General features: G+C 71.9%; 19 protein-coding genes. 6 read left to right on the top strand and 13 right to left on the bottom strand.

The window, feature by feature from the left end; genetic code table 11:
* Window positions 1-18: 18 nt before the first annotated feature.
* From ACTJKJ_RS00175 to ACTJKJ_RS00165, 3 genes are all read right to left on the bottom strand, one after another.
* Window positions 19-1,581, bottom strand: coding sequence for a methyl-accepting chemotaxis protein (locus tag ACTJKJ_RS00175; RefSeq protein ID WP_183492918.1), 1,563 nt, complete (start codon window positions 1,579-1,581; stop codon window positions 19-21).
* Window positions 1,582-1,950: 369 nt separating this feature from the next.
* On the bottom strand, window positions 1,951-3,486 hold the full coding sequence (locus ACTJKJ_RS00170) for a diguanylate cyclase (protein ID WP_440819261.1): 1,536 nt from the start codon (window positions 3,484-3,486) through the stop codon (window positions 1,951-1,953).
* Window positions 3,487-4,200, bottom strand: a complete 714-nt coding sequence (locus ACTJKJ_RS00165; protein ID WP_091727402.1) for a YggS family pyridoxal phosphate-dependent enzyme — start codon at window positions 4,198-4,200, stop codon at window positions 3,487-3,489.
* A 25-nt stretch (window positions 4,201-4,225) separates the two neighbouring features.
* Between ACTJKJ_RS00165 and ACTJKJ_RS00160 the strand changes: the two genes are divergently transcribed.
* The 3 genes from ACTJKJ_RS00160 (at window position 4,226) to ACTJKJ_RS00150 (ending at window position 7,442) form a co-directional block, all read left to right on the top strand.
* Window positions 4,226-5,269 (top strand): type IV pilus twitching motility protein PilT, encoded by a 1,044-nt coding sequence (locus ACTJKJ_RS00160; RefSeq protein ID WP_091731552.1) that lies wholly within the window; start codon window positions 4,226-4,228, stop codon window positions 5,267-5,269.
* 77 nt (window positions 5,270-5,346) lie between these two features.
* Window positions 5,347-6,483 carry a PilT/PilU family type 4a pilus ATPase gene (locus ACTJKJ_RS00155; RefSeq protein WP_147241816.1) on the top strand — a complete coding sequence of 379 codons (1,137 nt, stop codon included), beginning with the start codon at window positions 5,347-5,349 and terminating at the stop codon, window positions 6,481-6,483.
* Window positions 6,484-6,539: 56 nt separating this feature from the next.
* Window positions 6,540-7,442, top strand: a complete 903-nt coding sequence (locus ACTJKJ_RS00150; protein ID WP_440819260.1) for an NAD(P)-dependent oxidoreductase — start codon at window positions 6,540-6,542, stop codon at window positions 7,440-7,442.
* A 34-nt stretch (window positions 7,443-7,476) separates the two neighbouring features.
* Here the strand turns inward: ACTJKJ_RS00150 and ACTJKJ_RS00145 are convergent, their stop codons facing one another.
* The 4 genes from ACTJKJ_RS00145 to ACTJKJ_RS00130 all read right to left on the bottom strand — a co-directional run bounded on the left by ACTJKJ_RS00145 (window position 7,477) and on the right by ACTJKJ_RS00130 (window position 15,608).
* Window positions 7,477-10,155 carry a 2-oxoglutarate dehydrogenase E1 component gene (locus tag ACTJKJ_RS00145; RefSeq protein ID WP_440819259.1) on the bottom strand — a complete coding sequence of 893 codons (2,679 nt, stop codon included), beginning with the start codon at window positions 10,153-10,155 and terminating at the stop codon, window positions 7,477-7,479.
* A gap of 73 nt (window positions 10,156-10,228) precedes the next feature.
* Window positions 10,229-11,773 carry a methyl-accepting chemotaxis protein gene (locus tag ACTJKJ_RS00140; protein ID WP_440819258.1) on the bottom strand — a complete coding sequence of 515 codons (1,545 nt, stop codon included), beginning with the start codon at window positions 11,771-11,773 and terminating at the stop codon, window positions 10,229-10,231.
* Between the two features lie 262 nt (window positions 11,774-12,035).
* Window positions 12,036-12,272 carry a hypothetical protein gene (locus ACTJKJ_RS00135; RefSeq protein ID WP_183482594.1) on the bottom strand — a complete coding sequence of 79 codons (237 nt, stop codon included), beginning with the start codon at window positions 12,270-12,272 and terminating at the stop codon, window positions 12,036-12,038.
* Window positions 12,273-12,500: 228 nt separating this feature from the next.
* Complete coding sequence (locus ACTJKJ_RS00130; RefSeq protein ID WP_440819257.1) at window positions 12,501-15,608, bottom strand: ligand-binding sensor domain-containing diguanylate cyclase; 3,108 nt, start codon at window positions 15,606-15,608, stop codon at window positions 12,501-12,503.
* A gap of 255 nt (window positions 15,609-15,863) precedes the next feature.
* Here ACTJKJ_RS00130 and ACTJKJ_RS00125 point away from each other — a divergent pair, with 255 nt between their 5' ends.
* A complete protein-coding gene (locus ACTJKJ_RS00125; RefSeq protein WP_440819256.1) occupies window positions 15,864-16,868 on the top strand; it encodes an aldo/keto reductase in 1,005 nt (334 codons plus the stop codon).
* Window positions 16,869-16,880: 12 nt separating this feature from the next.
* Here the strand turns inward: ACTJKJ_RS00125 and ACTJKJ_RS00120 are convergent, their stop codons facing one another.
* The 6 genes from ACTJKJ_RS00120 to ACTJKJ_RS00095 all read right to left on the bottom strand — a co-directional run bounded on the left by ACTJKJ_RS00120 (window position 16,881) and on the right by ACTJKJ_RS00095 (window position 23,933).
* Window positions 16,881-17,936, bottom strand: a complete 1,056-nt coding sequence (locus tag ACTJKJ_RS00120) for an NAD(P)H-dependent flavin oxidoreductase (RefSeq protein ID WP_440819255.1) — start codon at window positions 17,934-17,936, stop codon at window positions 16,881-16,883.
* Between the two features lie 61 nt (window positions 17,937-17,997).
* Window positions 17,998-18,903, bottom strand: a complete 906-nt coding sequence (locus tag ACTJKJ_RS00115; protein WP_440819254.1) for an SDR family NAD(P)-dependent oxidoreductase — start codon at window positions 18,901-18,903, stop codon at window positions 17,998-18,000.
* Window positions 18,904-19,014: 111 nt separating this feature from the next.
* Window positions 19,015-19,221: a hypothetical protein gene (locus ACTJKJ_RS00110; protein ID WP_440819253.1), complete on the bottom strand. Its 207-nt coding sequence runs from the start codon at window positions 19,219-19,221 to the stop codon at window positions 19,015-19,017.
* Window positions 19,222-19,353: 132 nt separating this feature from the next.
* The gene (locus tag ACTJKJ_RS00105) at window positions 19,354-21,309 is read right to left on the bottom strand and encodes a MacB family efflux pump subunit (RefSeq protein WP_343608199.1); all 1,956 of its coding nucleotides are present in this window, start codon (window positions 21,307-21,309) and stop codon (window positions 19,354-19,356) included.
* A 2-nt stretch (window positions 21,310-21,311) separates the two neighbouring features.
* Window positions 21,312-22,517, bottom strand: coding sequence for an efflux RND transporter periplasmic adaptor subunit (locus ACTJKJ_RS00100; protein WP_440819252.1), 1,206 nt, complete (start codon window positions 22,515-22,517; stop codon window positions 21,312-21,314).
* A gap of 21 nt (window positions 22,518-22,538) precedes the next feature.
* On the bottom strand, window positions 22,539-23,933 hold the full coding sequence (locus tag ACTJKJ_RS00095) for an efflux transporter outer membrane subunit (protein WP_297382829.1): 1,395 nt from the start codon (window positions 23,931-23,933) through the stop codon (window positions 22,539-22,541).
* A gap of 415 nt (window positions 23,934-24,348) precedes the next feature.
* On the opposite strand from ACTJKJ_RS00095, the gene ACTJKJ_RS00090 reads away from it, so the two are divergent.
* Both ACTJKJ_RS00090 and gloA2 read left to right on the top strand, forming a co-directional pair.
* Window positions 24,349-24,807, top strand: coding sequence for a hypothetical protein (locus ACTJKJ_RS00090; protein WP_297382830.1), 459 nt, complete (start codon window positions 24,349-24,351; stop codon window positions 24,805-24,807).
* Window positions 24,808-24,815: 8 nt separating this feature from the next.
* Window positions 24,816-25,199 carry an SMU1112c/YaeR family gloxylase I-like metalloprotein gene (gene gloA2 / locus ACTJKJ_RS00085; RefSeq protein WP_091727460.1) on the top strand — a complete coding sequence of 128 codons (384 nt, stop codon included), beginning with the start codon at window positions 24,816-24,818 and terminating at the stop codon, window positions 25,197-25,199.
* Window positions 25,200-25,280: the final 81 nt, after the last annotated feature.

Raw genomic sequence — 25,280 nt, 5'->3', positions numbered from 1 at the left:
ACTCGCGCAGCCGGGACTTCAGGTCGCGGAGCGGGCCGTGCTGAAGAAGCCCACGGCCTGCACCAGGCGCGAGCTGCTGTCGCGCAGCGAGTCGGTGGAGCGGGTCAGTTCGTCGACCAGCGTGGTGTTCTGCTGCGTCGCGCGGTCCAGCTCGTTCATCGCGTTGTTCACGACGCCGACGCCGGCCGCCTGCTCCTGGGCCGAATGCGAGATCTCCTCGATCAGCTGGCCCATGTTGTTGACCTCGTCCACCACCGAGCGGATCGTCGCGCCGGCGTTGTTGACCAGCGCCGTGCCGTTCTCGACCTTGACGGACGATTCCTGGATCAGGACCTTGATCTCCTTGGCCGCCTGCGCCGAGCGCGAGGCCAGCGCCCGCACTTCCGACGCGACCACCGCGAAGCCCTTGCCGTGCTCGCCGGCACGGGCCGCTTCCACCGCGGCGTTCAGCGCCAGGATGTTGGTCTGGAAGGCGATGCCGTCGATGACGCCGATGATGTCGCCGATCTTGCGCGAGCTCGCGCTGATCTCTTCCATCGTCGAGACGACCTGGCTCACCACCGTGCCGCCGGCCGAGGCCGACTGGCGCGCCTTGCTGGCGATGCTGGCGGCCTTGCGGGTCAGCTCGCTGGCGCCGTTCAAGTTGGAGGCGATCTGCTCCACCGACGCGGCGGTGTTCTGCAGGCTCTCGGCGGAACGCGCGGTGCGGTCCGACAGGTCGACGTTGCTGCCGGCGATCTCGTTGGAGTTCTGGGCCACCTCGCCCGCCGCGGCGCTCACGCTGGCCACCACGCCCGACAGCGCCGTCTGCATGTCGCGCATCGCGTGCAGCATCTGCGCCAGTTCGTCGGAGCCCTGCACGTCGATGTGCTGCGACAGGTCGCCCGAGCTGATCGCCTGCGCCGCGTCCTTGGCCTTGCGCGCCGGCACGATGATCGAACGCGCGATCGTCAGGCCGCCGACACCCCCGATGACCACGGCGATCACGACCAGCAGGCCGGTGATGACGATGGACTGGTTGGCCAGCTTCGCGCCGCCTTCGGCCAGCGCGCGGCCACCGGCGAACTGCAGCTCGACCAGGCTTTTGAGCGTGTCCTGGTAATCCTTCTGCGCCGGACGCACGTCCTTGATCAGGGCCTCGCGGGCCTCGTCGGGGCTGCCGTCCTGCTGCACCGCCAGGAACTTGGACACCGCGGCGGCGAACCGGGTCTGGTGCTCGCGCACCTTGGCCACGACTTCCTTGTCCTCCTTGACATCGGCGACCTTGGCCTCGAGCTCGGCCAGCTGCTTCTGGCCCTCCTCGAGCGCGGCGGCGATGTCGTTCTTCTGGCGCTTGATCGCATTGGCCGTGTCCAGCAGCAGCAGGTCGCGGGAGGCGCGCGCGATGATGTTGACGTCGCTCTCCAGCGTGTTGGCCAGGGCGATCTTCACGAGGCTGGAGTCGGCCGTCGTGCTCAGGTCATGGGAGAGGCGGCTGGCGTTGTGGGCGCCGAAAGCGCCGATCACGATCAGCAGCAGGATCAGCAGCGCATAGCTCAGCGTCAGGCGCTGGCCGATGCGCAGGCGGGATAGAAACGACATCGATTCCCTCGCAACGATTCAGTTGTTGTTGATTGGCCGGACAGCGCGGGCACGTCGGCGCTCGTGGCGTCGTCGCTGCGGTCCGACCATCGGATTCGGCGCGATCATCGTTGGACTTGATCCGGGGCACCGATGCCGGTTCCGAGGGCCCGTGAATTCTGACGCGGCACTTGCAACTGAATGCAAACGGCGTTTTCACTGGCTCGGTAGAAGCCCTAATGCGGCGCTCGGCGCGGTTTCATGATTCCTGCACATTCCTTCGCGAGTCGCCCGCGTCACGCCCGTATCCGCGCCGTAACCGCCTCGCGGCCAGCGCGCCTCGTCGCAGCGAGGGTCAGGGCTTGCCGCTCTCCGGCAGCGGCGTGAGGGTCAGGGCTTGTCGGGCGCTGAGGACGTCGACGGCGCGGCCGCCACGTCCTCGCCATCCAGCTCGACACGGTTGCGCCCGCCCTGCTTGGCGCGGTACATCGCGGCGTCGGCGCGACGCAGCGGGTCCTCGACGCCGGCGTCGTCGCCCCGCAGCAAGGTCACCCCGATGCTGACGGTGTACGAGATCGACGCCGCGCCGCCGTCCTTCGCGTCGAGCGCCACCGGCGTCGCGGCGATGCGCTCGCGCAGGCGCTCGGCGAAGCGGCGCGCGCCGGCCAGGTCGGTGTGGGCGAGCCCGATGACGAACTCCTCGCCGCCGAAGCGCCCCGGCAGGTCGACGTCCCGCGAGGCGTCCTTCAGCACCTGCGCCAGGGCGCGGATCACCGCGTCGCCGGCGGCATGGCCGTGGTGGTCGTTGACCTGCTTGAAGTGGTCGATGTCCAGCATCAGCAGCGCGGACGGCGTGCGGTAACGCCGCACCGTGCGCAGCAGCGCGCGCAGGCCTTCCTCGGTCGCCATCCGGTTGGCCAGCCCGGTGAGGCCGTCGGTGCGCGAGCGCTGCTCGAGTTCCGCGTTGACCTTGGCGAGCTGGGTCACCAGCGCCTCGGTCGAGCGCAGCCAGCGCGACAGCGCCTGGTACCCGAACTGCGCCACGAACAGCACGATCAGCGTGAACACCCAGAAGAACACCCAGGCGGTGCTGAGCATCACCCGCGACGCTTCCTCCAGCCGGCTCCAGTCGCCGCTTGCCAGCGCGGCGCGCAGCTGCAGCGAGCCCAGGCCCAGGCTCACCAGCCCATACCCCTGCACCGCCAGCACGATCGCGAACAGCAGGCCCAGGCCCATCGCGCGGCGGCCGCTGGGCGGCGGCGTGAACAGCGCCGGCCGGCGCGCGATCCAGCGCGAAAGCCGCGGCCAGCTCAGCGCCATCAGTGGCCCGCCGAGCAGCACGCTCTGCAGGAAGGCGCCCAGCCACCAGCCCTGCCAGATCGGCAGCTGGCGCTCGGCGGCGAGGTCGTGGTTGAAATTCCAGATCAGCGCGCCGGCGGAGCTGAACACCGCGCCGACGAAACACAGCGGCACGAAGAACAGCCAGGCTCTGAGGCTGCGCAGCCCGCGCGCCGCGCCGACGGCCCGGTAGCCCAGCGCCAGCACGCCCAGCCCGAGCGGGTTGGCGCAGGCGAAGACCGCCGCCCAGCCCGGCGCCATGCCGGCGTCGACCGCCAGCACGAAGGTCGCCGCCCAGGCGGGCACCGCACCCCAGCGCCAGCCGAAGCACAGCGTCCACCACAGGCACAGCGGGATCGGCGGGTAGAAGGTCAGGAAGGCGACCGCGCCGCCCAGGTCGACGGGAATCCCGGACCAGCCCTCGCGCACCGTGAGCAGGCCCAGCACGACGCAGGCGATGACGGTCGCCAGCCAGCCGCCGAGCAACCAGCGTCGTTCAACCGCCCTGCCCTCGCGCCACAGCGCCCGGACCGACAGGCTGCCCGGGGTGTCGGGCATCAGGTCGGCCAGGCGCTGCAGCGGCTCCATTCAGCCCCCCGGCGGGGTCGGACGGGTCCGCGCGCCGAAGATCGCCGAGCCCACGCGCACCATCGTGGCGCCTTCCAGGATCGCGGCGTCCATGTCGGCGCTCATGCCCATGCTCAGGGTGTCCAGGCTCAGCCCGAGGTCCCGGTTGAGCGCGGCCAGCAGCCCGGCCAGCGCCCGGTGCGGGACCCGCTGCGCCTCCAGCGTGGCGGCCGGCTCCGGGATCGCCATCAGGCCGCGCAGCCGCAGCCTCGGCAGCGCGGCGACCGCGCGCGCCACCTCCGCCACCTCGGCCGGCGCCAGGCCGCTCTTGGACGCCTCGCCGCTGATGTTGACCTGCAGGCAGACGTCCAGCGGCGGGAGCGCCGCCGGCCGCTGCTCGGCCAGCCGCTGGGCGATCTTGAGCCGGTCGACGCTGTGCACCCAGTCGAAGCGCTCCGCCACCACCCGCGTCTTGTTGCTCTGCAGCGGCCCGATCAGGTGCCACTCGACGCGCTCGCGCAGGTCGGCCAGCGCATCGATCTTGTCGACGGCCTCCTGCACGTAGTTCTCACCAAAGCGGCACTCGCCGGCCTCGAACGCTTCTCTCACATCCGAAGCCGGGAAAGTCTTTGTTACCACCAGCAGCGTGACGCTGTGCACGGGCCGCGACGCCTGCAGGCAAGCCCTCTCAATGCGGCCATGGAGCTGTTGTATGTTCTCGGAGATCGTCGCCATAATCGCCAACGCTTTTCCCTATCCCATGGACATCACCCAACTGCTGGCATTCTCGGTCAAGAACAAGGCCTCCGACCTTCACTTGTCCGCCGGTCTGCCCCCCATGATCCGCGTCCATGGCGACGTGCGCCGCATCAACGTCGAGGCCCTCGAGCACCGCCAGGTGCACGACATGGTCTACGACATCATGAGCGACGCCCAGCGCAAGACCTACGAGGAGACGCTGGAGTGCGACTTCTCGTTCGAGATCCAGGGCCTGGCGCGCTTCCGCGTCAACGCGTTCAACCAGAACCGCGGCGCCGGCGCCGTGTTCCGGACCATCCCGAGCAAGATCCTGACGCTGGAGCAGCTCAACTGCCCCAAGGTCTTCGCGGACCTGGCGATGAAGCCGCGCGGCATGGTGCTGGTCACCGGCCCGACCGGCTCGGGCAAGTCGACGACGCTGGCCGCGATGATCAACCACCTCAACGAGAACGAGTACGGCCACATCCTGACCGTCGAGGACCCGATCGAGTTCGTGCACGAGTCCAAGAAGTGCCTGGTCAACCAGCGCGAGGTGGGCCCGCACACGATGAGCTTCTCCAACGCGCTGCGCTCAGCGCTGCGCGAGGACCCGGACTGCATCCTGGTGGGCGAAATGCGCGACCTGGAAACCATCCGCCTGGCGCTGACCGCCGCGGAGACGGGCCACCTGGTCTTCGGCACGCTGCACACCTCGTCGGCCGCCAAGACGGTGGACCGGATCGTGGACGTGTTCCCCGCGGCGGAGAAGGAAATGGTCCGCGCGATGCTGTCGGAATCGCTGCAGGCGGTGATCTCGCAGACGCTGTGCAAGACCAAGGACGGCAACGGCCGGCTGGCGGCGCACGAGATCATGCTGGGCACCTCGGCGATCCGGAACCTGATCCGCGAGAACAAGATCGCGCAGATGTACTCCTCGATCCAGACCGGCAACAACCTGGGCATGCAGACGCTGGACCAGAACCTCACCGACCTGGTCCGCCGCAACATGATCAGCCCGGCCGAAGCCCGGCTGAAGGCCAAGTTCCCCGAGAACTTCCCCGGCTGACCCGCCCCCAACGACAAACACGACCGGGACCCGGGCGACTGAGCGACGGCGCCCCGGCATAAGGACAGGACCTCGCCATGGAACGCGATCAGGCCACCAAGTTCATCAACGACCTGCTGCGCCTGATGGTGTCGCGCAAGGGCTCCGACCTGTTCCTGACGGCGGAGTTCCCGCCCGCGGTCAAGGTCGACGGCAAGGTGACCAAGGTGTCGCCCCAGCCGCTGACCGGCCAGCATACGCTGCAGCTGGCGCGGGCCATCATGAACGACAAGCAGGCGGCCGATTTCGAGCGCACCAAGGAGTGCAACTTCGCGATCTCGCCGCAGGGCATCGGCCGCTTCCGCGTCAACGCCTACATCCAGCAGGGCCACGTGGCGCTGGTGCTGCGGACCATCCCCCAGACCCTGCCGACGATCGAGTCGCTGGACCTGCCCGTGGTCCTGAAGGACGTCACCCAGACCAAGCGCGGCCTGGTGATCCTGGTGGGCGCCACCGGCTCGGGCAAGAGCACGACGCTGGCGGCGATGGTCGACCACCGCAACGAGACCACCTACGGCCACATCATCACGATCGAGGACCCGGTCGAGTTCGTCCACCCGCACAAGAACTGCATCGTCAGCCAGCGTGAGGTCGGCCTGGACACCGAAGGCTGGGAGCAGGCGCTGAAGAACACGCTGCGCCAGGCGCCGGACGTGATCCTGATGGGCGAGATCCGCGACCGCGAGACGATGGAGCACGCCGTCGCCTTCGCCGAGACCGGTCACCTGTGCATGGCCACGCTGCACGCCAACAGCGCCAACCAGGCGCTGGACCGGATCATCAACTTCTTCCCCGAAGAGCGCCGCGCCCAGCTGCTGATGGACCTGTCGCTCAACCTGAAGGCGCTGGTGTCGCAGCGGCTGCTGCCGCGCCAGGAGGGCAAGGGCCGGATCGCCGCGGTCGAGATCCTGCTGAACACGCCGCTGATCAGCGACCTGATCTTCAAGGGCGAGGTGGGCGAGATCAAGGAAATCATGAAGCGCTCGCGCGAGCTCGGCATGCAGACCTTCGACCAGGCGCTGTTCGACCTCTATGAATTCGGCAAGGTCACCTACGAGGACGCGCTGCGCAATGCCGACTCGGTCAACGACCTGCGGCTGCAGATCAAGCTCAACAGCGAGCGGGCGCGCAGCGGCGACCTGGCGTCGGGCACCGAACACCTGACCATCGTCTGAGCGCGCGGGAGGGACACAATCGGCGGGTCTTCATCCACCCACCGACAGGTTCCTCCATGAGCAGCATCGGCCAGCGTTCCTACGACTCCATCCCTCCCCTGCGCGTCGCCTTCCTCGGCCTCGGCGTCATGGGCTTCCCGATGGCGGGCCATCTCGCCAAGGCCGGGCATGGGGTCGTCGCCTACAACCGGACGCCCGCGAAGGCGCAAGCCTGGGTCGCCGAGTTCGGCGGACAGTCGGCCGCGACGCCGCGTGAGGCAGCCCAGGGCGCCGACATCGTCTTCTGCTGCGTCGGCAACGACGCCGACCTGCGCTCCGTCGTGCTGGGCGCCGACGGGGCCTTCGCCGGCATGAAGCCCGGCGCGTTCCTCGTCGACCACACCACCGCCTCGGCCGAAGTCGCCCGCGAGCTCGCGGCCGAAGCGACGCGACGGGGCCTGCACTTCATCGACGCCCCGGTCTCCGGCGGCCAGGCCGGCGCGGTGAACGGCGCGCTGACCGTCATGTGCGGCGGCGACGAGGCCGTCTTCGGACGCATCCAGCCGGTCGCGATGCACTTCGCCAAGGCGGTGACCCGCGTGGGCGAGGCCGGCGCCGGCCAGCTCGCGAAGATGGTCAACCAGATCTGCATCGCCGGCATCGTCCAGGGCCTGTCCGAGGCGATCGCCTTCGGCCAGAAGAGCGGCCTGCCGATGCCGCTGGTGCTCGAGGTCATCGGCAAGGGCGCCGCCCAGAGCTGGCAGATGGACAACCGCGGCAAGACCATGGTTGAGGACAAGTTCGACTTCGGCTTCGCCGTGGACTGGATGCGCAAGGACCTCGGGCTGGTGCTCGACGAGGCGCGCCGCAACGGCGCGCGCCTGCCGCTGACCGCCCTGGTGGACCAGTTCTATGCCGACGTGCAGGCCGAGGGCGGCGGCCGCCTCGACACCTCCAGCCTGATCAAGCGCCTGCGCTGAAGCGCGCCCGGCGCCGGTTGCGGGCGCGGCGCGCCTAGGCTTCGCCGAGCGCGCGGGCGACCAGTTCCACCTGCTCCAGCTGATGGATGGCGTGCGAGGAGGTGGCGCCCGAACCGTTCGGCCGTCGCGCCACGCAGCGCAGCCGCGCATGCGGCGGCAGCAGCTCATCCATCTGCTCGCGGATGAAGGACCAGGCGCCCTGCTGCCGGTGCTCCTCCTGCACCCAGGTGATTTCCACCAGCGCCGGATACCGCGCCAGCAAGGCCTCCAGCGCCTGCGCCGGGAACGGATAGAACTGCTCGATCCGCGCCACCGCCAGGTCCGCCCGCGCGACCGAGCGCCGCCCGCGGTCCAGGTCGTAATAGACCTTGCCGCTGCACAGCAGCAGGCGCTCGACCTGGCGCGGGTCCTCGACCGTCGTGTCGTCGATGACCGTCTGGAAGCTGCCCCCGGTCAGCTCGTCGATCCCGGCGTGCGAGGCCTTCTCCCAATAGAGCGTGCCCTTGGGCGACATCACGATCAGCGGCTTGCGCAGCGTGTCGAAGGCCTGCCGGCGCAGCAGGTGGAACCACTGCGCCGCCGTCGACGGGCAGGCCACGCGCAGGTTGTCCTCGCCGCACAGCTGCAGGAAGCGGCTCAGGTAGCCGCTCGAGTGGTCCGGCCCGATGCCCTCGTTGCCATGCGGCAGCAGCACCGCCAGCGAGGAGGTGTCGCCCCACTTCTCCTCGCCCGAGCTGATGTACTGGTCGACGAAGACCTGCGCGCCGTTGACGAAGTCGCCGAACTGCGCCTCCCACACCGTCAGCGTGCGCGCGGCGCCGACGCTGTAGCCGTACTCGAAGCCCAGCACCGCCTCCTCGGACAGCGGCGAGTTGTGGATGTCGAAGCGGCCGCTGGGGCCGTCGCCGGCCGCCACCTGGCGCAGCGGCACGAACTCCGCGGCCGTGCCGTCGCGCGCGCCGCCCGCGCCGCTCGCGCTGCCAGCCTCCTGCGAGGTCCAGACCGCCTGGCGGTGCAGGAAGGTGCCGCGACGCACGTCCATGCCGGAGACCCGCACGTTCAGTCCGCCGCGCAGGATGGTGGCGTAGGCCAGGTTCTCGGCGAAGCACCAGTCGGCCCGCAGCGGCGGCTCGGCCAGGCCGGCCATGCGCCGCCAGTGGTCGACCAGCGTGCGCACCATCGCATGCGGCTCGAAGCCGTCGGGCAGCGTCGTCATCGGGTCGATCAGCGCCTGCACGCCGGCCGCGTCCAGGGCCGGCACCGCGCCCGGCCGGCGCAGCGGCGACGGCGTGTCCTCGGCCGGCAGCGCGGGATCGGAGAAGGCCTGGTGGGCCCGCACCCGGCAACGCGTCACGTGCGAGGCCAGGTCGGTATCGGGCGGCACGACGCGGTCGGCGCGCAGCGCCGCGGCGTAGCGATCGACGATGGTCGGGTGCGACTGCGTCAGCGCATGGATGCGCGGTCGCGTCAGCGCCGGCACGTCACTTTCCGAATGGCCGAGCCGGCGGTAGCCGATCAGGTCGATGACGATGTCGGAGCCGAAGCGCGCGCGCCAGGCCATCGCGATCGCGGCGGCCCGCAGCGCCTGCTCGGGCTCGTCCGCGTTCACGCGCAGGACCGGCGCGTCGATCATGCGGGTGACGTCGGTGCAGTACTGCGCGGGCCAGGCGCTCATCGGGTTGGGCTCGGTGAAGCCGACCTGGTTGTTGATGATCACGTGCACCGTGCCGCCGACGGTGTAGCCCGGCTTGCCACCCAGCATCAGCGTCTCCATCACCACGCCCTGCCCCGCGAAGGCGGCGTCGCCATGCAGCATCAGCGGCAGCACCAGGCGCCGGCCGTCCTGGTCGGCGCGCTCGCGGCTGAGCGCGTCCTGGCAGGCGCGCGCCAGGCCGGTCAGCACCGGATGCACGCTCTGCAGGTGGGACGGGTTGTGCGCCAGCGTCAGCGTCAGGCGGCCGCGCGGCGTGTCCAGCTCGCGCTCGCCGCCCAGGTGATAGACCAGGTCGGTGTGGCGCTCCGGATGCGGCGACTTCGGATCGAAGTGGTCCAGCACCTGCGCCGGCGGGAAGCCTATCAGGTTGACCAGCACGTTGACCCGCCCGCGGTGCGGCATGCCCAGGAAGATCCGCCGCACGCCGAGGCCGGCCGCCTCGGCGCAGAGCGCGTCCAGCAGCGGGATCAGCGTCTCGTTGCCTTCCAGCGAGAAGCGCTTCGCATGCGGGAAGGCCTGGGCGACATGCTCCTCCCAGCCCTGCGCGCGGATCAGCCGGTCCAGCAGCGCGAGCCGCTCCGCCGCGCCGCCCGGCACCGGCGGCGAGGCTTCCATCTCGTGATGCAGCCAGTCGCGCCGCGACGCGTCGCGCACCGCGCTGGCGTCCAGGGCCAGGCCGCCGCAGTAGATGGCCTTGAGCGCGCGGTCCAGGTCGCCGACGGTGCGCGCGCTCCACAGCGGCGCGCCGGCCGGCGACAGCCATTCGCCGGGCTGCAGGCCGAAGCACTGCGGATCGAGCAGCCCCGGATCGGCGGGCCTCGACACGCCCAGCGGGTCGAGCCGCGCGCTGCGGTGGCCGTCACGGCGGTGCGCCTCGATGAAGGCCAGCACCTCGGGGCGCCAGCGCGCCGCGGCGGGCGGCGAGACCGGCGACGAAGCGGACGGTGCGGGGGAAAGGGATGCGGGCGCCGTCGCGCCCTCCTGGATCCTGTCGTTCATGCGGGTCGCTCCCTGGTGAGTCGACGAAGACGGCGCGGCGATGACAGTGCCGCGGGCACGGGGCGCGCCGGTGCTACAGCACGAAGGCGCGGACCGCGTTGTTCAGATGGGCGGCCTCGTCCTCCAGCGCCTTGGCCGAGGCGGTGCTCTGCTCGACCATCGCCGCGTTCTTCTGCGTGGTGTCGTCCATCTGCATGATGGCCATGTTGACCTGCTCGATGCCCATGCTCTGCTCGCGGCTGGAGGCGCTGATCTCGGCGACCACGCCGCTGACCTGCTGGATGCCGGTGACGACCTGGGTCATGGTGGCGCCGGCCTGCTCGACCAGCCGGCTGCCGGCGCCGACCTGCTCGGTGGACGCGACGATCAGGTCCTTGATCTCGCGCGCGGCACCGGCCGAGCGCTGCGCCAGCGCCCGGACCTCCGAGGCGACGACCGCGAAGCCGCGGCCGTGCTCGCCGGCCCGGGCGGCCTCGACCGCGGCGTTCAGCGCCAGGATGTTGGTCTGGAAGGCGATGCCGTCGATCGTGCCGATGATCTCGCCGATGCGCTGCGAGGACGCGGAGATCGAGCTCATCGTCGCGACCACCTCGCCCACCGCCTTGCCGCCCGCGCTCGCCACCTGCGACGCGGACGCGGCGCTGGCATTGGCCTGGTCGGCGTTGTCGGCGCTCATGCGCACTGCGGCGGTGAGCTGCTCCATCGCGGACGCCGTCTGCTGCAGCGCGCTGGCCTGGGCCTCGGTGCGTGCCGACAGGTCGGCGTTGCCCTGCGCCACCTCGCGGGCGGCGGCCGAGATCGTGTCCGCGCCCTGTCGCACCTCGGAGACGATCCGGTGCAGGCTGCGCACCATGTGCTGCAGCGCGGCAATCAGGCGGCCGATCTCGTCGCTGCTCTGCGGCAGCTCGCGGGGCGTGAGGTCGCCCTTGGCGACGTCCTCCGCCAGCGCGATGGCGCCGTGGATGCGCTGCGTGATCGAGCGGGTGATGCTGTAGGCGGTGACCACGCCCAGCAGCACGGCGATCGCGGCCACCACGCTCATCCAGAGCTTGGAGCGCTGCGCGTCCGCCTTGGCCCGGGCGACGTCGTCGGCCATGGCCTTGGACTGGTACTCGACCATCTTGTCGATGAGCGCGTAGTAGCGCACCTGCAGCTGTGCCATGTCGCCCTGGTAGACGGCCATGGCCTCCTCGCGCTGACCCGCGGCGACCAGGTCGAAGAGCTTGCGCACCGCCGCCCCGTAGGCTTTGCGGGCCTCCGACTGCTCGGCGAAGATCGCCTTGGCCTCGTCGGTGTTGAGCATCTTCTCGAAGCGCGCGAAGTTCTCGGTATTGGCGGCGCGGACGAGGGCGTACTCGTCCATGTAGCGCTTGGCCTGCGCGGGATCGGTGGCCATCAGCAGCCGGCCGATCACGATCACGCCGCGGTCGCCGACATTCTTGATGTCGTCGCTCACGGCGATCTGGGCGTAGCGGTCATCGACCACCCGGTCCATGGTGCCGCTGGTGCGATTGAGCACCGAAACGGCGACGGCCAGCACCAGCAGCAGCAAGGCGATCACGATCGCGAACGCGGCGGCCAGCCGCGTTCCGATCTTGAAGTTGGACAACGTCGGCATGTTCTTTTCTCCCTGAAAGCCCACGGTCAGTCCTGGACGGGGCAATGCGCGGGCCGGCAAGCGACCGGATGAACCGGCCCCGGACCCATGGGCGGAGCGGCGTGGGCAAGCAGGATGCCCACGGGCCGGCAGCCCGCGTCATTGCGCGCTTCGATTCGTCAGGAAGGGCCGGCGCGGCGCGCATGCCCGCGCCACAGGCGCCGCACGCGCAAGGTCGAGGCCGGGCACGCGGCTTGGCGGAGCGGGCGACTCGCGTGTTTGCTCACGCTTGTTCCGCAAAGGTGGCGATGTACTGGCAGGCCACGCGGTCGGCATGGGCGACGGCCTCGTCGGGTGACGGGAACTCGTCCTCCAGCTCATGCCAGGCGGTGACGCCCGGCCGGCCGTCCTCTTCGCCCTTGACGACGAAGCGTCCCCGCCACGGCCCGGCGCCCTGCCCGAGCGCGTCGAGAACATAGGTACGGCCTCTGTGCTGGCGAACGGAAGGCGTGGTCGTCATGGTCGGCAACGGTCGGACGGACGCTGGGATGCCGGGTCGACGGGCGCGAGGGGAGGCGCGCACGGACACGGGTGACGCGGTGTCCGTGGTTGTACACCCTTGCTCGCTTCACGGGAATGAAATCCTTGCGGCCGAACAGGGCCGCATCCCCCTGGCAGAGGACGCGCCGGCCGCCGACGCGCCTGCGCGGGGGCCAGTCGTCGCCCCGGCGCCGCCCCCGTCGACGCCTCAGCGCACGCGATTGCGCCCGTCGCGCTTGGCGGCGTAGAGCGCGTCGTCGGCCTCGGCGATGAGGCTCTCCAGCCCGCGCTCGTCGTCGGGCACGCAGGCGGCGACGCCCAGGCTGACGGTGATCACCGGCCCCACCGGCGAGGCCGGGTGCGCGATCGCCAGCGACTCGATGGCGGCGCGGATGTGCTCGGCCACCCGGTGCGCCGCGTCGCGGTCGGCGCCGGGCAGCAGCACGACGAATTCCTCGCCGCCATAACGCGCCGCGAGGTCGCCCGCCCGTCCGATGGACGCCCCCAGCACCGCGCCGACCGCCGCCAGGCACTCGTCGCCCTTGAGGTGGCCCAGCTGGTCGTTGTAGGGCTTGAAGGCGTCGACATCCGCCAGCACCAGCGCCAGGGAGGTGCCGGCGCGGCGCGCACGGCGCCATTCCTCGTCGGCCGCCTCGTTGAAGCGGCGGCGGTTGGGCAGGCCGGTGACGGCGTCGAGGAAGGACAGCTGCTTCAGATGCTCATTGGCCTGGCGCAGCTCCTCGGTGCGCTGGGCCACCAGGCGTTCCATCTCGACCTGGCGGCGGCGCAGCTGGCGCATCCGCAGCATCACGGCGCCGGCGAAACCGCCGATCGCTGCCAGGCCCACCAGCAGGTGGAACCAGCCGGTCTCGTGGAAGCGCGGCCGCACGGTGACGGGCAGCGGCGCCTGCGCCTCGCGCCAGCGCTGGCCATCCGCCGAGGCGGCCAGCCGCAGCCGGTACTCGCCGTGCGACAGCGCCGGGAAGGTCAGTTCGCGGTCCTGGCCCACATCGGTCCAGCCGCGCGACAGGCCTTCCATCCAGAAGCGGAAGCGCACCCGGTCGGCCTCGCGCAGCGTGGAGGCGGCCAGGCTGACCGACAGCGCCACCGGGCCGGGCGGCAGGTCCAGCGGGCGGCCGTCCAGCGGCACTGGCGCGCCGTCGACCTTGATCTGCTCGATGCGCACGGCCGGTGGCTCGCCGCCGCCGGGCAGGCGCGCCGGATCCACGACGACCAGCCCCGACGACGACGGCAGCCAGGCGCGTCCGGCCGCGTCGATCGCGCCGGCGGCCTGCAGGTTGCCGGCGAAGCTGGTGGCGCGCAGCGCGTCGCCCGGGCCGAAGCCGACCGAGCGGACCTGCTTGAGCCGGCCGTCGATCAGGCCGTCCAGGTCGTCGCGGGCGACGCGGTAGAAACCGCGGTTGCAGGTGATCCAGAAGTTGCCGGCGCGGTCCTCCAGGAGCACCTGCGACAGCCCGTCCCACAGGCCGTCGGCCGGGCGCACCGCGCCGATCTTCCCGTCCTTGAGGCGGTTGATGCCCTCGCCGTTCGTGCCGATCCAGAGCGCGCCGCGCGCGTCCTCCTTGAGCGCGATGACCCAGTCGGACAGCAGGCCGTCGGCGGTGCTGAAGTGCCGCGCCTTGCCGTCGCGCCAGCGCACCAGGCCCTGGCCGGTGGTGCCGAACCAGAGCGTGCCGGCGCGGTCCTGCAGGATCGCGGCGACGCCCTCGTCGGGCAATCCGGGCGCGCGGACCTGCTCGAAGCCGCGACCGTTGAAGCGCGCCAGCGCCGAGCGGGTGCCGACCCACACCGTGCCGTCGCGGTCCTCGTAGACAGACCGCACCTCGACGCCGGGCAGCCCGCTGTCCGGGCCGAAGCGCTCGATCCGGCCATCGGGCAGCCGCCGCGCGACACCGGCGGTGTAGGTGCCGATCCACAGCGTCCCGTCGCGCGCCTCGTGCATCGTCGAGACCTCGTCGGTGGGCAGGCCGTCGGCCTGGCGCAACGTCGTGATGCGGCCGTCCCGCAGGCGGTTGATGCCGCCGCCGGCGGTCGCGGCCCAGATCGCGCCGTCGCGCGCGGCGACGACGGAGCGGACGTTGTCGTGGCTCAGGCCCTCCGGCGTGCCGATCGCGGTGAAGGCGCGGTTGCGCAGCCGGTTCAGGCCGTCGACCCAGGTGCCGACCCAAATGCTGCCCTCGCGGTCCGCCATCAGCGACCAGACCTGGCCGCCAGCGAGCCCGCCGGCCGGCCCCGGCCCGGCGGAGATCGTGCTGAAGCGTCCGTCATGGAGGCGGCTGACGCCGGCGCCCCAGCTGCCGATCCACAGGTCGCCGCGGAGGTCGCGGGCCAGCGCGGTGAGGTGGTCGCTGGGCAGGCCGTCGGCGGTGGTGTAGACGCGCATGTCCGGGCGGTCGACCGCGTGCAGGCGCACCAGCCCGCCGCCGGCGGTCGCGGCCCAGACGCCGCCGGAAGGATCCGGCAGCACGAAGCGCACCTGCGGATGCGGGAAGCCGGTCGACGCGTCGAAGACATGGAACTTGCCGTCCGTCGTCATCGCGAACAGGCCGGCGCCGGTGGTCGCGATCCAGAGCGTGCCCGCCGTGTCGAAGGCGACGGTGCGCAGCCGCGCGGCGGGCAGGCCGTCGGCGGCGCCGAAGGTCTTGACCGCGCCGTCCTTCCAGCGGACCAGCGCGCCGTCGCCAGCGGCCCAGATCGCGCCGGACTTGTCTTCGGCGAGCGACCAGATCCGCCGGCCGCCGGCCTGCGCCTTCGAGATCGCCGCGCTGAAGCGCCCCTGCGCGTAGACCGCGACGCCGCCGGGATGCCCGATCCACAACCGGCCCTGGCGGTCCTCCAGCAGCGCGAAGACCGGCTGCGAGGCGACGTCCGGCGCCTGCGCGGCGTCGAAGCTGATGAAGCGCCGGCCGTCGAAACGGGCCAGGCCGCCGGCGGTGCCGATCCACAGGCCGCCGTCGCGCGATTCGAGTAGCGCCTGGACGGTGTTGAGCGGCAGGCCCTGCTCGGTCTGCCAGAGGTCGACCTTGTACTGGCTCACCTCGCGGACCGGGTCCGCCAGGTCGCCGGGGGTGATCGCGCCCTGCGTCTGGGCGGGGGACTGGGCGGACGGGGCGGGCTGGCTCGCGCCTCGCGCCGCCGCGGGTGGCGCCGCGCCCGCTGGGGCCAACGCGGCCGCCAACAGCAAGGCCATCGCCGCGAACGCGCGTCGCAAGAACGCGGCGGGCGTGATGGACGCAGCACGCGCGGCAAGCGCGCGCTCGGCGAAGGCGGTGGGGGCGGACCGGTCGACTGTCATGGGCGGAATCGCCGATTGTGACCGTTGCTGACGGCCGGGCCACGCCGGCGCGCGAGACATGGGGCGGTGGGCGTGAAGCCTTGCCGGGCATGGCGCGAGCCAGCCCCGTCCCGGCGCCGGGCGATGAAACCGCGCTGAAACGCGCCGCCCGCCCGTCGCGTCACAATCCCGCACCGCGCGCCTGACGAAGGCGCCTCCACCGCATCGCGCCCTCCCGGGCGCGATGTCCGTTTCCGCCACGACGCAGGTCCCGCCATGAGCTCCGTGAACCCCGCGATCCCCGCGATCCCCGCCCTTCCACTGCAGCAGCACCTCCCGACCGCCAGCCCGCTCGCCTACGGCTGCATGGGCCTGGGCGGCGGCTGGGACCGGCAGCCGTGGAGCGACACGGATGTCGACCACGCGCAGGCCGCCGTCGAGGCGGCGATGGAGATCGGCGTCACCCTGTTCGACCACGCCGACATCTACACCTTCGGCAAGGCCGAGTCGGTCTTCGGCGCGCTGTTCAAGCGCCAGCCTTCGCTGCGCGACCGCCTCGTGTTGCAGAGCAAATGCGGCATCCGTTTCGCCGACGACGAGGGCCCCAAGCGCTACGACCTGTCCGGCGGCTACATCGTCGAGGCGGTCGAGGCCAGCCTCAGGCGCCTGGGCACCGAGCGCCTGGACATCCTGCTGCTGCACCGCCCCGATCCGCTGATGCAGCCCGACGAGATCGCCGAGGCCTTCCAGCGCCTGCGCGCGGCGGGCAAGGTCGCGCATTTCGGCGTGTCCAACATGAACGCCGGCCAGATGGCCTGGCTGGGCCGCGCGCTGGCGCAGCCACTGGTCGTCAACCAGCTGGAGCTGGGCCTGGGCCACCTGGAGCCGCTGGACGCGGCCACCTGTTTCAACGACCGCCAGGCTGGCAGCCGCCCCGGCGCGCTGGCCTGGGCCGGCACGATGGAGCATTGCCAGCAGCACGGCATCCAGCTGCAGGCCTGGAGCGCGCTGGCCCGCGGCCGCTTCAGCGGCGACACCGCGCAGGACCCGGCCGATGAGGCGGCACGCGCGCTCGTGCGGCAACTGGCCCAGCGGCACGAGGTCAGCACCGAAGGCATCCTGCTCGCCTGGCTGATGAAGCACCCGGCGCGCATCCAGCCCGTCATCGGCAGCGCGAACCCGGATCGCATCCGCGCCTGCGGCGATGCGCTGCGGGTGCAGCTCAGCCGCGGCGAGTGGTACGCGCTCTACGAAGCGGCCCGCGGCGCGCCGCTGCCTTGAGCGCGGCCAGGGTCAGAAAGCGGCGCTGAGCTCGGTCACCAGCGCGGCGGCGCCGATCTCGCGCAGCGCCGCGAAGTTCTGTCCCGCCCACAGCGGCGAGAAGTCGCCACTGCCCTGCGCCTCCGCCTTCGCGCGCAGCGGCGCGATGCTCGCGGTGGCCAGCGGGAAACGCGGCGCCGCCTCGTTCAGCGGCCCGACCTCGCGCATCACGCGGTTGACGACGCCGCGCGCCGGACGGCCAGTGAAGAGGTTGGTGACCGCCGTGTGGTGATGCGCGGGATCGCGCAGCACCGCGCGGTGGACGGCACTGGTGGTCGCTTCCTCGCACAGCAGGAAGGCCGTGCCCAGCTGCACCGCCGACGCGCCCAGCGCCAGCGCGGCGCGGATGCCGCGGGCGTCGGCGATGCCGCCCGCCGCGATGACCGGCACCTGCACCGCGCGCACGATCTGCGGCAGCAGCGCCATCGTGCCGGGCTGGCGCGTCAGGTCGTCGCTGAGGAAATGGCCGCGATGGCCACCGGCCTCCCAGCCCTGCGCGATCACTCCGTCCACGCCGTGGGCCTCGAGCCAGCGCGCCTCCTCGACCGTGGTGGCGCTGCCCAGCACCAGGCTGCCCCACCCCTTCACCCGCGCGACCAGTTCCGGCGCCGGCAAGCCGAAATGGAAGCTCACCACTGGCGGCTTGAAGGGCTCGACCAGGTCGGCGATCTCCGCGGTGAAGGGCTGACGACCCGGTCCTGCCGGGATCTGCGCGGCGTCGATGCCGAACTCGGCGTAATACGGGCCGAGGCGATCGCGCCAGCGCGTCTCGCGCGCCTCGTCCGGCGACGGCGGCGTGTGGGCGAAGAAGTTGACGTTGAACGGCTTGTCGGTGCCGTCGCGCAGCGCCTGCAGTTCCTTGCGCAGGGCGTCCGGCGCCAGCATCGCCGCGGGCAGCGAGCCCAGCCCGCCGGCGTTGCTGACCGCGATCGCCAGCCGCGCGTCCTGCACGCCGGCCATCGGCGCCTGGATCAGCGGCAGCCGGGTGCCGAGGAAGAAGGGGGCGAAGGGCGCGCTGGAGGTGGGCATGGCGGCGGATCCTGGACTCGACGGAACGAGCCGCGATGATCGCGCAAGCGCAATGCCCCTGTCAGCCCGCGTCCAACTCGAAGGGCGGAATGCGGCGGCCGTCGATGTCGGTGAAGCCGTACTCAGCGGCGAGGTCGCCGACGCGCCAGACCCGGCCGCTGCGCGCCATCACCGCCGGGTCCGCCGCCAGCGCGACGACCGCGCGGCCGACATACCGCGGCGACTCGGTCCCCGCGAGTTCGGGGCGCTCGCGCCAGTGGTCTTCGTCGGTGTGATGGCCGGCGAGCACGAACTCGGTCCGCATCCAGCCCGGCGACACCGCCACCGAGGCCACGCCATGCGGCTTCAGGTCCTGCGCCATCGCGCCCGCCATCCGCGTCATCGTCGCCTTGGCCAGGTCGTAGACCAGGTTGCCCTTGAGGAAGCGGTCCCGGTCCCAGAAGGTGGTCGTGACGATCAGGCCGCTGCCGCGCGCGATCATCAGCGGCGCCGCGGCGCGGCTGGCCAGCAGGTGGTTGCGCGCGCCGCGGTCCAGCATCGCGTCCCACTCGTCCATCGAGCGCTCCCAGAACGGCGCGTCAAAGACGCCGCTGAAGACCTCGTGGCCGCCCCAGGCGTTGTTGACCAGCAGGTCCAGCCGGCCCTGCTCCGCCTGCACCCGCTCGAACAGCGCGCGCACCTGCGCCTCGTCGGTGTGGTCGCAGCGCGCGGCGATGCCGCGACCGCCCAGCGCGGTGACCTCGTCGGCGGTGTCGTCGATGGTGCCGGGAATGCGGTCCAGGCCCGACAGCGCCTGGATGCGGCCGTATTGCGTCGCCGGTTCCGCGCGGGTGCTGCGGCCGGTGACGTAGACCGTCGCGCCGGCGGCGCCAAGTTCCAGCGCGATGCCCCGGCCCGCACCCCGGCTGCCGCCGGTCACCACGGCCACGCGGCCGGCCAGCGGCCGCTCGATCCGTTCGCTGCTCATGTCGTCTCCCGTTGCTGCGAGCGGAAACGATACGCGGCCCTCGAGGGGCCGCGCGTCAAGTCCTGTCAGGAGACGGGGGCAAGCGCTCGAAGCGCCGCCCCGCCTTCCGGCTCACTTGCAGGTGAAGCTCTTCGCGTTCACTTCCTTGACGTTGCCCGCGCCGCAGGTGGCGGTGGCCTGGTCGCTCATCCGGCGCACGTCGTCCATGCGCTGCGTGCTGGTCTCGGTGGAGTTGGGCGCGATCACGCAACCGGTGCTCAGCATGGCGGCCGCGGCGGCCAGCAGCAGGGTCAGGGGACGAAGGGCGGAAGCGGTCATGACGGGGGTCCCTCTCGGGGGTTGAAATCGGCGCAGTCTAGGCAGCGGCCCCCGGCGACCAAGCCGCGACCGACGGGCCGTCGTCCGGCAGGGACGAACTGCACCGCCGCGCGACAGGCCGGGGAACCGGTCTCAGGGTCGCGCCAGCGCCTCCACCGGATCCAGCCGCGCGGCGCTGCGCGCGGGCAGGAAACCGAAGATCACCCCGATCAGCGAGGACACCGCGAAGGCGCCGGCGATCGCCGTCATCGAGACGATCATCCGGAACCCCATCCCCGCGGCGAAGTGGTTGAACAGCAGGCTGGCGCCGACCGCCAGCGACACGCCCAGCCCGCCGCCGATCAGGCAGACCAGCACGGCCTCGATCAGGAACTGGCGCAGGATGTCGCTCTGGCGAGCGCCGACGGCCATGCGCACGCCGATCTCGCCGGTGCGCTCGGTCACCGACACCAGCATGATGTTCATCACCCCGATGCCGCCGACCAGCAGCGAGATCAGCGCGATCGACGAGATCAGCAGCGTGATCGTGGCCGTCGTCTGCTCCACCGTCTGCCGGATGCTGTCGGTGTTGAACAGGAAGAAGTCGGTCGCGCCATGGCGCTGCGCCAGCAGGGTCCGGATGCCCTGCTCCGCCGCCGCGTTGGGCACCGCGTCGCTGACCCGCACGGTGATGCTGCGCAGGTAGTCCTGGCCGGTCATGCGGCTCATCGCCGTCGTGTAGGGCACCCAGACGTTGATCGCGTCGTCGTTGCCGAAGGCGCTGGCCTTCTTCGCCGTCACGCCGACGATGCGCACCGGCACGTTGCCCAGCAGGATGACCTCGCCCAGCGCCGGCTCGCCATTCGGGAACAGCGTCTTGCGCGCGTTCTCGTCGATCACCGCGTCCTGCGCCCGCGCGCGCACCGCCGCCGCGTCGAAGGCCCGGCCCTGCGCCATCGTGTAGCCGCGCACGCGGAAGAACTGCTCGCCGACGCCGGTGACGGTCGCGCTCACGTCGACGCTGCGGTAGCGCAGCCCCGCGGCCACGGCGACCGACGGCGTCACGCTGTCCACGTAGTCGAGCTGCGCCAGCGCGTCGGCGTCGCCGGCCCGCAGCGTCCGGATCGCGCCGGCCCGCCGGTCGCCGAAGCCCTCGCCCGGCATGACGTCGATGGTGTTGGTGCCCATCGCGCTGATGTCGGCCAGCACCTTCTCGCGTGTGCCCTGCCCCAGCCCGACGACCGACACCACCGAGGCGATGCCGATGATGATCCCCAGCATCGTCAGCAGCGTGCGCAGGCGGTGCGCCAGCATCGCCTTGAGCGCCATGCCGGTGGCCTCCGCCACGCGCCCCAGCACCGCCGCCCAGGCCGCGCCGGGCGGCGCCGGATCGGGCTTGGCCAGCACCGCCGGCGGCGCCGCGTCCGGCCGGCGCCGGTCGGCGACGATGACGCCGTCGCTGATCTCGATCACCCGCTGCGCATGCGCCGCCACCTGCGCGTCGTGCGTCACCAGGATGACCGTGTGGCCGTCGGCATGCAGTTCCTCGAGGATGGTCATGACCTCGCGCCCGCTGGCCTGGTCGAGCGCGCCGGTGGGTTCGTCGGCCAGGATCACGTCGCCGCCGTTCATCAGCGCCCGCGCGATCGACACCCGCTGCTGCTGGCCGCCGGACAGCTGGCCGGGCCGGTGATGCAGGCGCTCCGCCAGACCCAGCCGTGCCAGCAGCGAGCGGGCGCGCGCATGCCGATGCGCGGTGCCCGCACCGGCGTAGATCGACGGGATCTCGACGTTGCCGACCGCGTCCAGGTCGCCCAGCAGCTGGTAGCGCTGGAAGATGAAGCCGAAGTGCTCGCGCCGCAGGCGGGCGAGCTCGTCCGGCCCCATCGCGCCGGTCTCCTGGCCCGCGACGCGATAGCTGCCGCGCGTGGGCCGGTCCAGGCAGCCGAGGATGTTCATCAGCGTCGATTTGCCGGAGCCCGACGGACCGATGATGGCGACCATCTCGCCGGCCTCGATCGTCAGGTCCACATCGCGCAGGACGGCGACGGTGCCTTCGCCGGCCGGGTATTCGCGGACCAGGCCGCGCAGTTCGAGCAGGGCCGCCATGCTCACATCCGCGGCGGCGGACGACGACCGTCGCTCGCCGCGCCGGGCGGCGCCGCCTCGGCGGTCACGACGCGCTCGCCTTCCTTCAGGCCGTCCAGCACCTGCGCGCGCACCCGGTTGTTCAGGCCGACGCGGACGACGCGATCCTCGATGCGGCCGTCGGCGCCGAGCACGCGGACCTTGTGGCGATCGCCGCCGCTGCCCTCGCGCGCGCCGAGCGCCGCCACCGGGATCGTCAGCGCCGCCTTCGCCTGCGCCAGCACGATGGTGGCCTGCGCGGTCATGTTGATGCGCAGCGTGCCGTCCGGATTGGGCACGTCGAAGATGCCGTTGTAGTAGATCGCGTTGGTCGTGCCCGACGTGGCGCTGGAGGTGGAGGTGGTCGCCGAGCTGTCCGCCAGCGTGGTGTCGCCGGGCTCGACCGCGCGCAGCGTCGCCTGGATGCGGCGATCCGGCTCGCCCAGCAGCGAGAAGTGGACCGGCATGCCGGGCTTCACGCGCGGCACGTCGGCTTCGGAGATGCGGGCCTTGATCGTCATCGTGTCCAGGCGCGCGAGCTTGATGATCGTCGGCGCCGTCTGCGCCGCGTTCACCGTCTGGCCCTGCTCGGTCACGATCGCGACGACGGTGCCGTCCATCGGCGCCAGCACGCGGGCGTAGCCCAGGTTCAGCTGCGCGGTGTCCACGTTGATCCGGGCCTGCGCCACCATCGCGCGCTGCGACTCGACATCGGCGCGCGCGGTGTTCAGCGTGGCCTCGGCGGCCTCGAGGTCGGCGCGGGCGCCGGCGTCACCGGCGGCCAGTTCGCGCTGCCGCTTCGCGGCCAGCTCCGCCTGCACCAGCGTCGCCTGCCGGGCGCCGAGCAGCGCCTCGGCGCTGCGCAGCGAGGCCTGCGCGTCGCGCAGCGCGTTCTGCTGCGTCAGCGCGTCGATCTCGGCGATCAGTTGACCTTCCTTGACCTTGTCGCCCAGCGCCACCGCCAGCCGCTTGACCTCGCCGGTCGCGCGCGCGCCGACGCTCACCAGCTTGTAGGCGTTGATCGTGCCGGTGGCCAGCACGCTGACTTCCAGGTCGCCGCGCTCGACCGCCGCCGAGGTCACCTGCGGCGGCGCAGGCGGGCTGAACCAGACCGCCTTCACGATCAGCGCCATCACCACCACGCCCGCCGCGACCGCCACCAGCCGGCCCGGCTTCATCCACTGCTTCATCGGATCTCCCTCAATCCCTGGTCATTCACGGGTGGCAGCCGGCGCGACTGGCCCGTCCGACGGCGCCTGCCAGCCACCACCCAGCACCTTGTAGAGCGTGAGGCGATTGAGCTGCTCGCTCAGCCGCAGCGTCACCAGCGCCTGCTGCGCGGCCACCAGCGAGCGCTGCGCGTCGAGCAGGTCCAGCTGCGTCGTGCTGCCGGCGCGGTACTGGGTTTCCGCCAGTCGCAGTTGCCGCTCGGAGGACGCGAGCAGCGACTGCTGCAGCGCCAGCCGGTCGGCCAGCGTCGCGCGCACGGCGAGCGCGTCCGCCACCTCGCGGAACGCGGTCTGGATGGCCTTGTCGTAGCTGGCGAGCGCGATGTCGCGGCCGACCTCGGCCTGGCGCAGCGCCGCGTCGCGCGCGCCGCCGTCGAAGATCGGCAGCGAGGCCGAAGGACCGAGGCTCCAGCTCCCGCTGCCCGCCTTGAACAGGCCGGACAAGGCGCTGCTGCCGGTGCCGGCGCTCGCGGTCAGGCTGATCGTCGGGAACAGCGCGGCGCGCGCGGCGCCGATGTCGGCATGGCGGGCGATCAGCGCGTGCTCCGCGGCCTGCACGTCGGGCCGGCGCTGCAGCACGGTCGACGGCACGCCGCCGGGCAGGTCGACCAGCAGGCTGACCGTGGCGAGCGCATCGGTCGCTTGCGGCGCCAGCGCCTCGGGCAAGCTCGCGCCGAGCAGCAGCTCCAGCGCATGCCGGTCCTGGGCGATCGTCGCCGGCCAGGCGGCCACATCGGCCTGCGCGCTGTCCAGCGCCGTGCGCGCCTGCGCGAGCACCAGGCCCGAGACGGCGCCGGCCGCATGCCGGCGCTGCGTCAACGCGAAGGAGCGCTCCTGGCTCTCCAGCGTCTGCTGGGCCAGCCGCTGGCGCTCAAGGTCCGCGGCCCAGGTGAGCCACGCGCTCGCGCTTTCGGCCACCAGGCTGATCTGCACGCTGCGCCGCGTCTCGTCGGCGGCCAGCAGCGACTGCTCCGCCGACGCGCTCAGGTTGCGGACGCGGCTGAAGACATCGAGTTCATAGCTGGCCAGCGCCAGTTGCAGCGACACCTGCTGCGTCACCTGCCCCGCGCTGCCGCCGCGACTGGCGCCGGCCGAGGCAGTCAGCGTCGGCAGCCGCTGCGCCTCGGTCTGGCGGAAGGCGGCGCGCGCCTGGTCGACCTGCAGCGCGGCCACGCGCAGGTCGCGGTTCTCCCGCACGGCCAGGTCGACGACGCCGCGCAGGCGCTCGTCCAGGAACACCGCATGCCAGTCGAGCGCGGCGGCGTCGGTCGCGGCCGGTGTGGCGGCGGTGCCCCGCGACGGCACGGCGGCGTCGGGCCGGCGGTAGTCCGGCGCGAGGTTGACGCAGCCGGCCAGCATCAGCGCGGCGGCCAGCACGGCGATCGGCGCCAGGGACGGAGAGCGGGATGAAGGACGGCGCGAGGCAGACGGGCCGGCGGATCGTGGCCCCGGAGACGGGAGTCGGGTCATCGGCAAGCGGACGGACGGGACGGAGCGGGGACGGCCGCCGGCGCGAGGGGCGCGGGCCGGTGGCGTCAACGGTGCCGCGCATCATGCATCAGCGACCGGCTCGCGGATTTACGCGGCGGTAAATCGCGATGTCAGAACTGATGCATGTGGACACACGATTCGTCGCGCATTGCCGATCGGACCGGCGTTGTCGGAGGGGTGAGTTCCGCCGTCCCCGAGATCAGGGGCGGTGCGCATCGCGCGCATAAACCCCATTCACACGCGCTTGACGTGACAGGGCTAGGCTGTCGACTTCGCCCTGCGAGGCGAACCAGGAGTTGCCGTGACTGACCTTTCCTCGATCCAGCGCCCTGCGACCGCGGTCCGCGCCGCGATCGCGGTGGCGGTCCTGGGCGCCCTGCTGAGCGCCTGCGGTGCTGACCGCGTCCCGGGCAAGCCGGCGATGAGCGCCCATGAAGCTACCCAGCACGATCGCTGCATCGCGCTGCTGCGGCCGATGCTGCATGGGCAGCCGGTGCGCTCGACCTCGATCGAGCGCGGCCCGAACGGGCTGGACTATGTGTGGATCAATGCCGAGGTGCATGACGACGCGGACGACGTCGAGCGCCGGGTCGCCAAGGGCGCGCGCTTCGCGGGCCACTGCCAGTTCGATGCCGGTGGAGAATCCGTGCACCTGCACGCCTACGCGCTGGAGGCCGGCGACGCCCCCGCGACGCCGGCGGTGGACTACCGCTTCGTCGCCGGTTCCCGCGACAGGGTCGCGAGCGCCGATCCGCGATGAGCCGACCCATGCTGCTGCGCATCCACCATGCCGCGATCATCTGCGCCGACTACGAGCGCTCGCGCCGCTTCTACACCGAGGTTTTGGGCCTGCGCGTGATCGCGGAGACCTACCGCGAGGCGCGGCGCTCCCACAAGCTGGACCTGGCGCTGCCGGACGGCTCGCAGATCGAGCTGTTCAGCTTTCCCGGCGCGCCGCCGCGGCCGTCCTATCCGGAGGCGCAGGGGCTGCGCCATCTCGCGTTCGAGGTGGACGACGTCGAGCGCGGCAAGGCCGAACTCGAGGCGCGCGGCGTGAGCGTCGAGGCGGTGCGCGTCGACGAGCTCACCGGCAAGCGCTTCACCTTCTTCGCCGACCCGGACGGGTTGCCGCTCGAGCTTTACGAGCGCTGAGCGCCCCCTTGGACAGGCGGGTCCGGTGACGCGGCGGCGCATCACCACACGCATGCCGTGCGGCATGATGCGCGCCTGGAA

The sequence above is a fragment of the Roseateles sp. 22389 genome, assembly GCF_052044995.1.
Lineage (GTDB): Bacteria > Pseudomonadota > Gammaproteobacteria > Burkholderiales > Burkholderiaceae_C > Roseateles.
This window is presented reverse-complemented; position numbering and strand designations above follow the sequence as displayed.

What these genes read in the sequence shown, in the direction of transcription:
- ACTJKJ_RS00175 (WP_183492918.1), bottom strand. Translation starts at nt 1,581, where the DNA reads ATGTCGTTTCTATCCCGCCTGCGCATCGGCCAGCGCCTGACGCTGAGC.
- ACTJKJ_RS00170 (WP_440819261.1), bottom strand. Translation starts at nt 3,486, where the DNA reads ATGGAGCCGCTGCAGCGCCTGGCCGACCTGATGCCCGACACCCCGGGC.
- ACTJKJ_RS00165 (WP_091727402.1), bottom strand. Translation starts at nt 4,200, where the DNA reads ATGGCGACGATCTCCGAGAACATACAACAGCTCCATGGCCGCATTGAG.
- ACTJKJ_RS00160 (WP_091731552.1), top strand. Translation starts at nt 4,226, where the DNA reads ATGGACATCACCCAACTGCTGGCATTCTCGGTCAAGAACAAGGCCTCC.
- ACTJKJ_RS00155 (WP_147241816.1), top strand. Translation starts at nt 5,347, where the DNA reads ATGGAACGCGATCAGGCCACCAAGTTCATCAACGACCTGCTGCGCCTG.
- ACTJKJ_RS00150 (WP_440819260.1), top strand. Translation starts at nt 6,540, where the DNA reads ATGAGCAGCATCGGCCAGCGTTCCTACGACTCCATCCCTCCCCTGCGC.
- ACTJKJ_RS00145 (WP_440819259.1), bottom strand. Translation starts at nt 10,155, where the DNA reads ATGAACGACAGGATCCAGGAGGGCGCGACGGCGCCCGCATCCCTTTCC.
- ACTJKJ_RS00140 (WP_440819258.1), bottom strand. Translation starts at nt 11,773, where the DNA reads ATGCCGACGTTGTCCAACTTCAAGATCGGAACGCGGCTGGCCGCCGCG.
- ACTJKJ_RS00135 (WP_183482594.1), bottom strand. Translation starts at nt 12,272, where the DNA reads ATGACGACCACGCCTTCCGTTCGCCAGCACAGAGGCCGTACCTATGTT.
- ACTJKJ_RS00130 (WP_440819257.1), bottom strand. Translation starts at nt 15,608, where the DNA reads ATGACAGTCGACCGGTCCGCCCCCACCGCCTTCGCCGAGCGCGCGCTT.
- ACTJKJ_RS00125 (WP_440819256.1), top strand. Translation starts at nt 15,864, where the DNA reads ATGAGCTCCGTGAACCCCGCGATCCCCGCGATCCCCGCCCTTCCACTG.
- ACTJKJ_RS00120 (WP_440819255.1), bottom strand. Translation starts at nt 17,936, where the DNA reads ATGCCCACCTCCAGCGCGCCCTTCGCCCCCTTCTTCCTCGGCACCCGG.
- ACTJKJ_RS00115 (WP_440819254.1), bottom strand. Translation starts at nt 18,903, where the DNA reads ATGAGCAGCGAACGGATCGAGCGGCCGCTGGCCGGCCGCGTGGCCGTG.
- ACTJKJ_RS00110 (WP_440819253.1), bottom strand. Translation starts at nt 19,221, where the DNA reads ATGACCGCTTCCGCCCTTCGTCCCCTGACCCTGCTGCTGGCCGCCGCG.
- ACTJKJ_RS00105 (WP_343608199.1), bottom strand. Translation starts at nt 21,309, where the DNA reads ATGGCGGCCCTGCTCGAACTGCGCGGCCTGGTCCGCGAATACCCGGCC.
- ACTJKJ_RS00100 (WP_440819252.1), bottom strand. Translation starts at nt 22,517, where the DNA reads ATGAAGCAGTGGATGAAGCCGGGCCGGCTGGTGGCGGTCGCGGCGGGC.
- gloA2 (WP_091727460.1), top strand. Translation starts at nt 24,816, where the DNA reads ATGCTGCTGCGCATCCACCATGCCGCGATCATCTGCGCCGACTACGAG.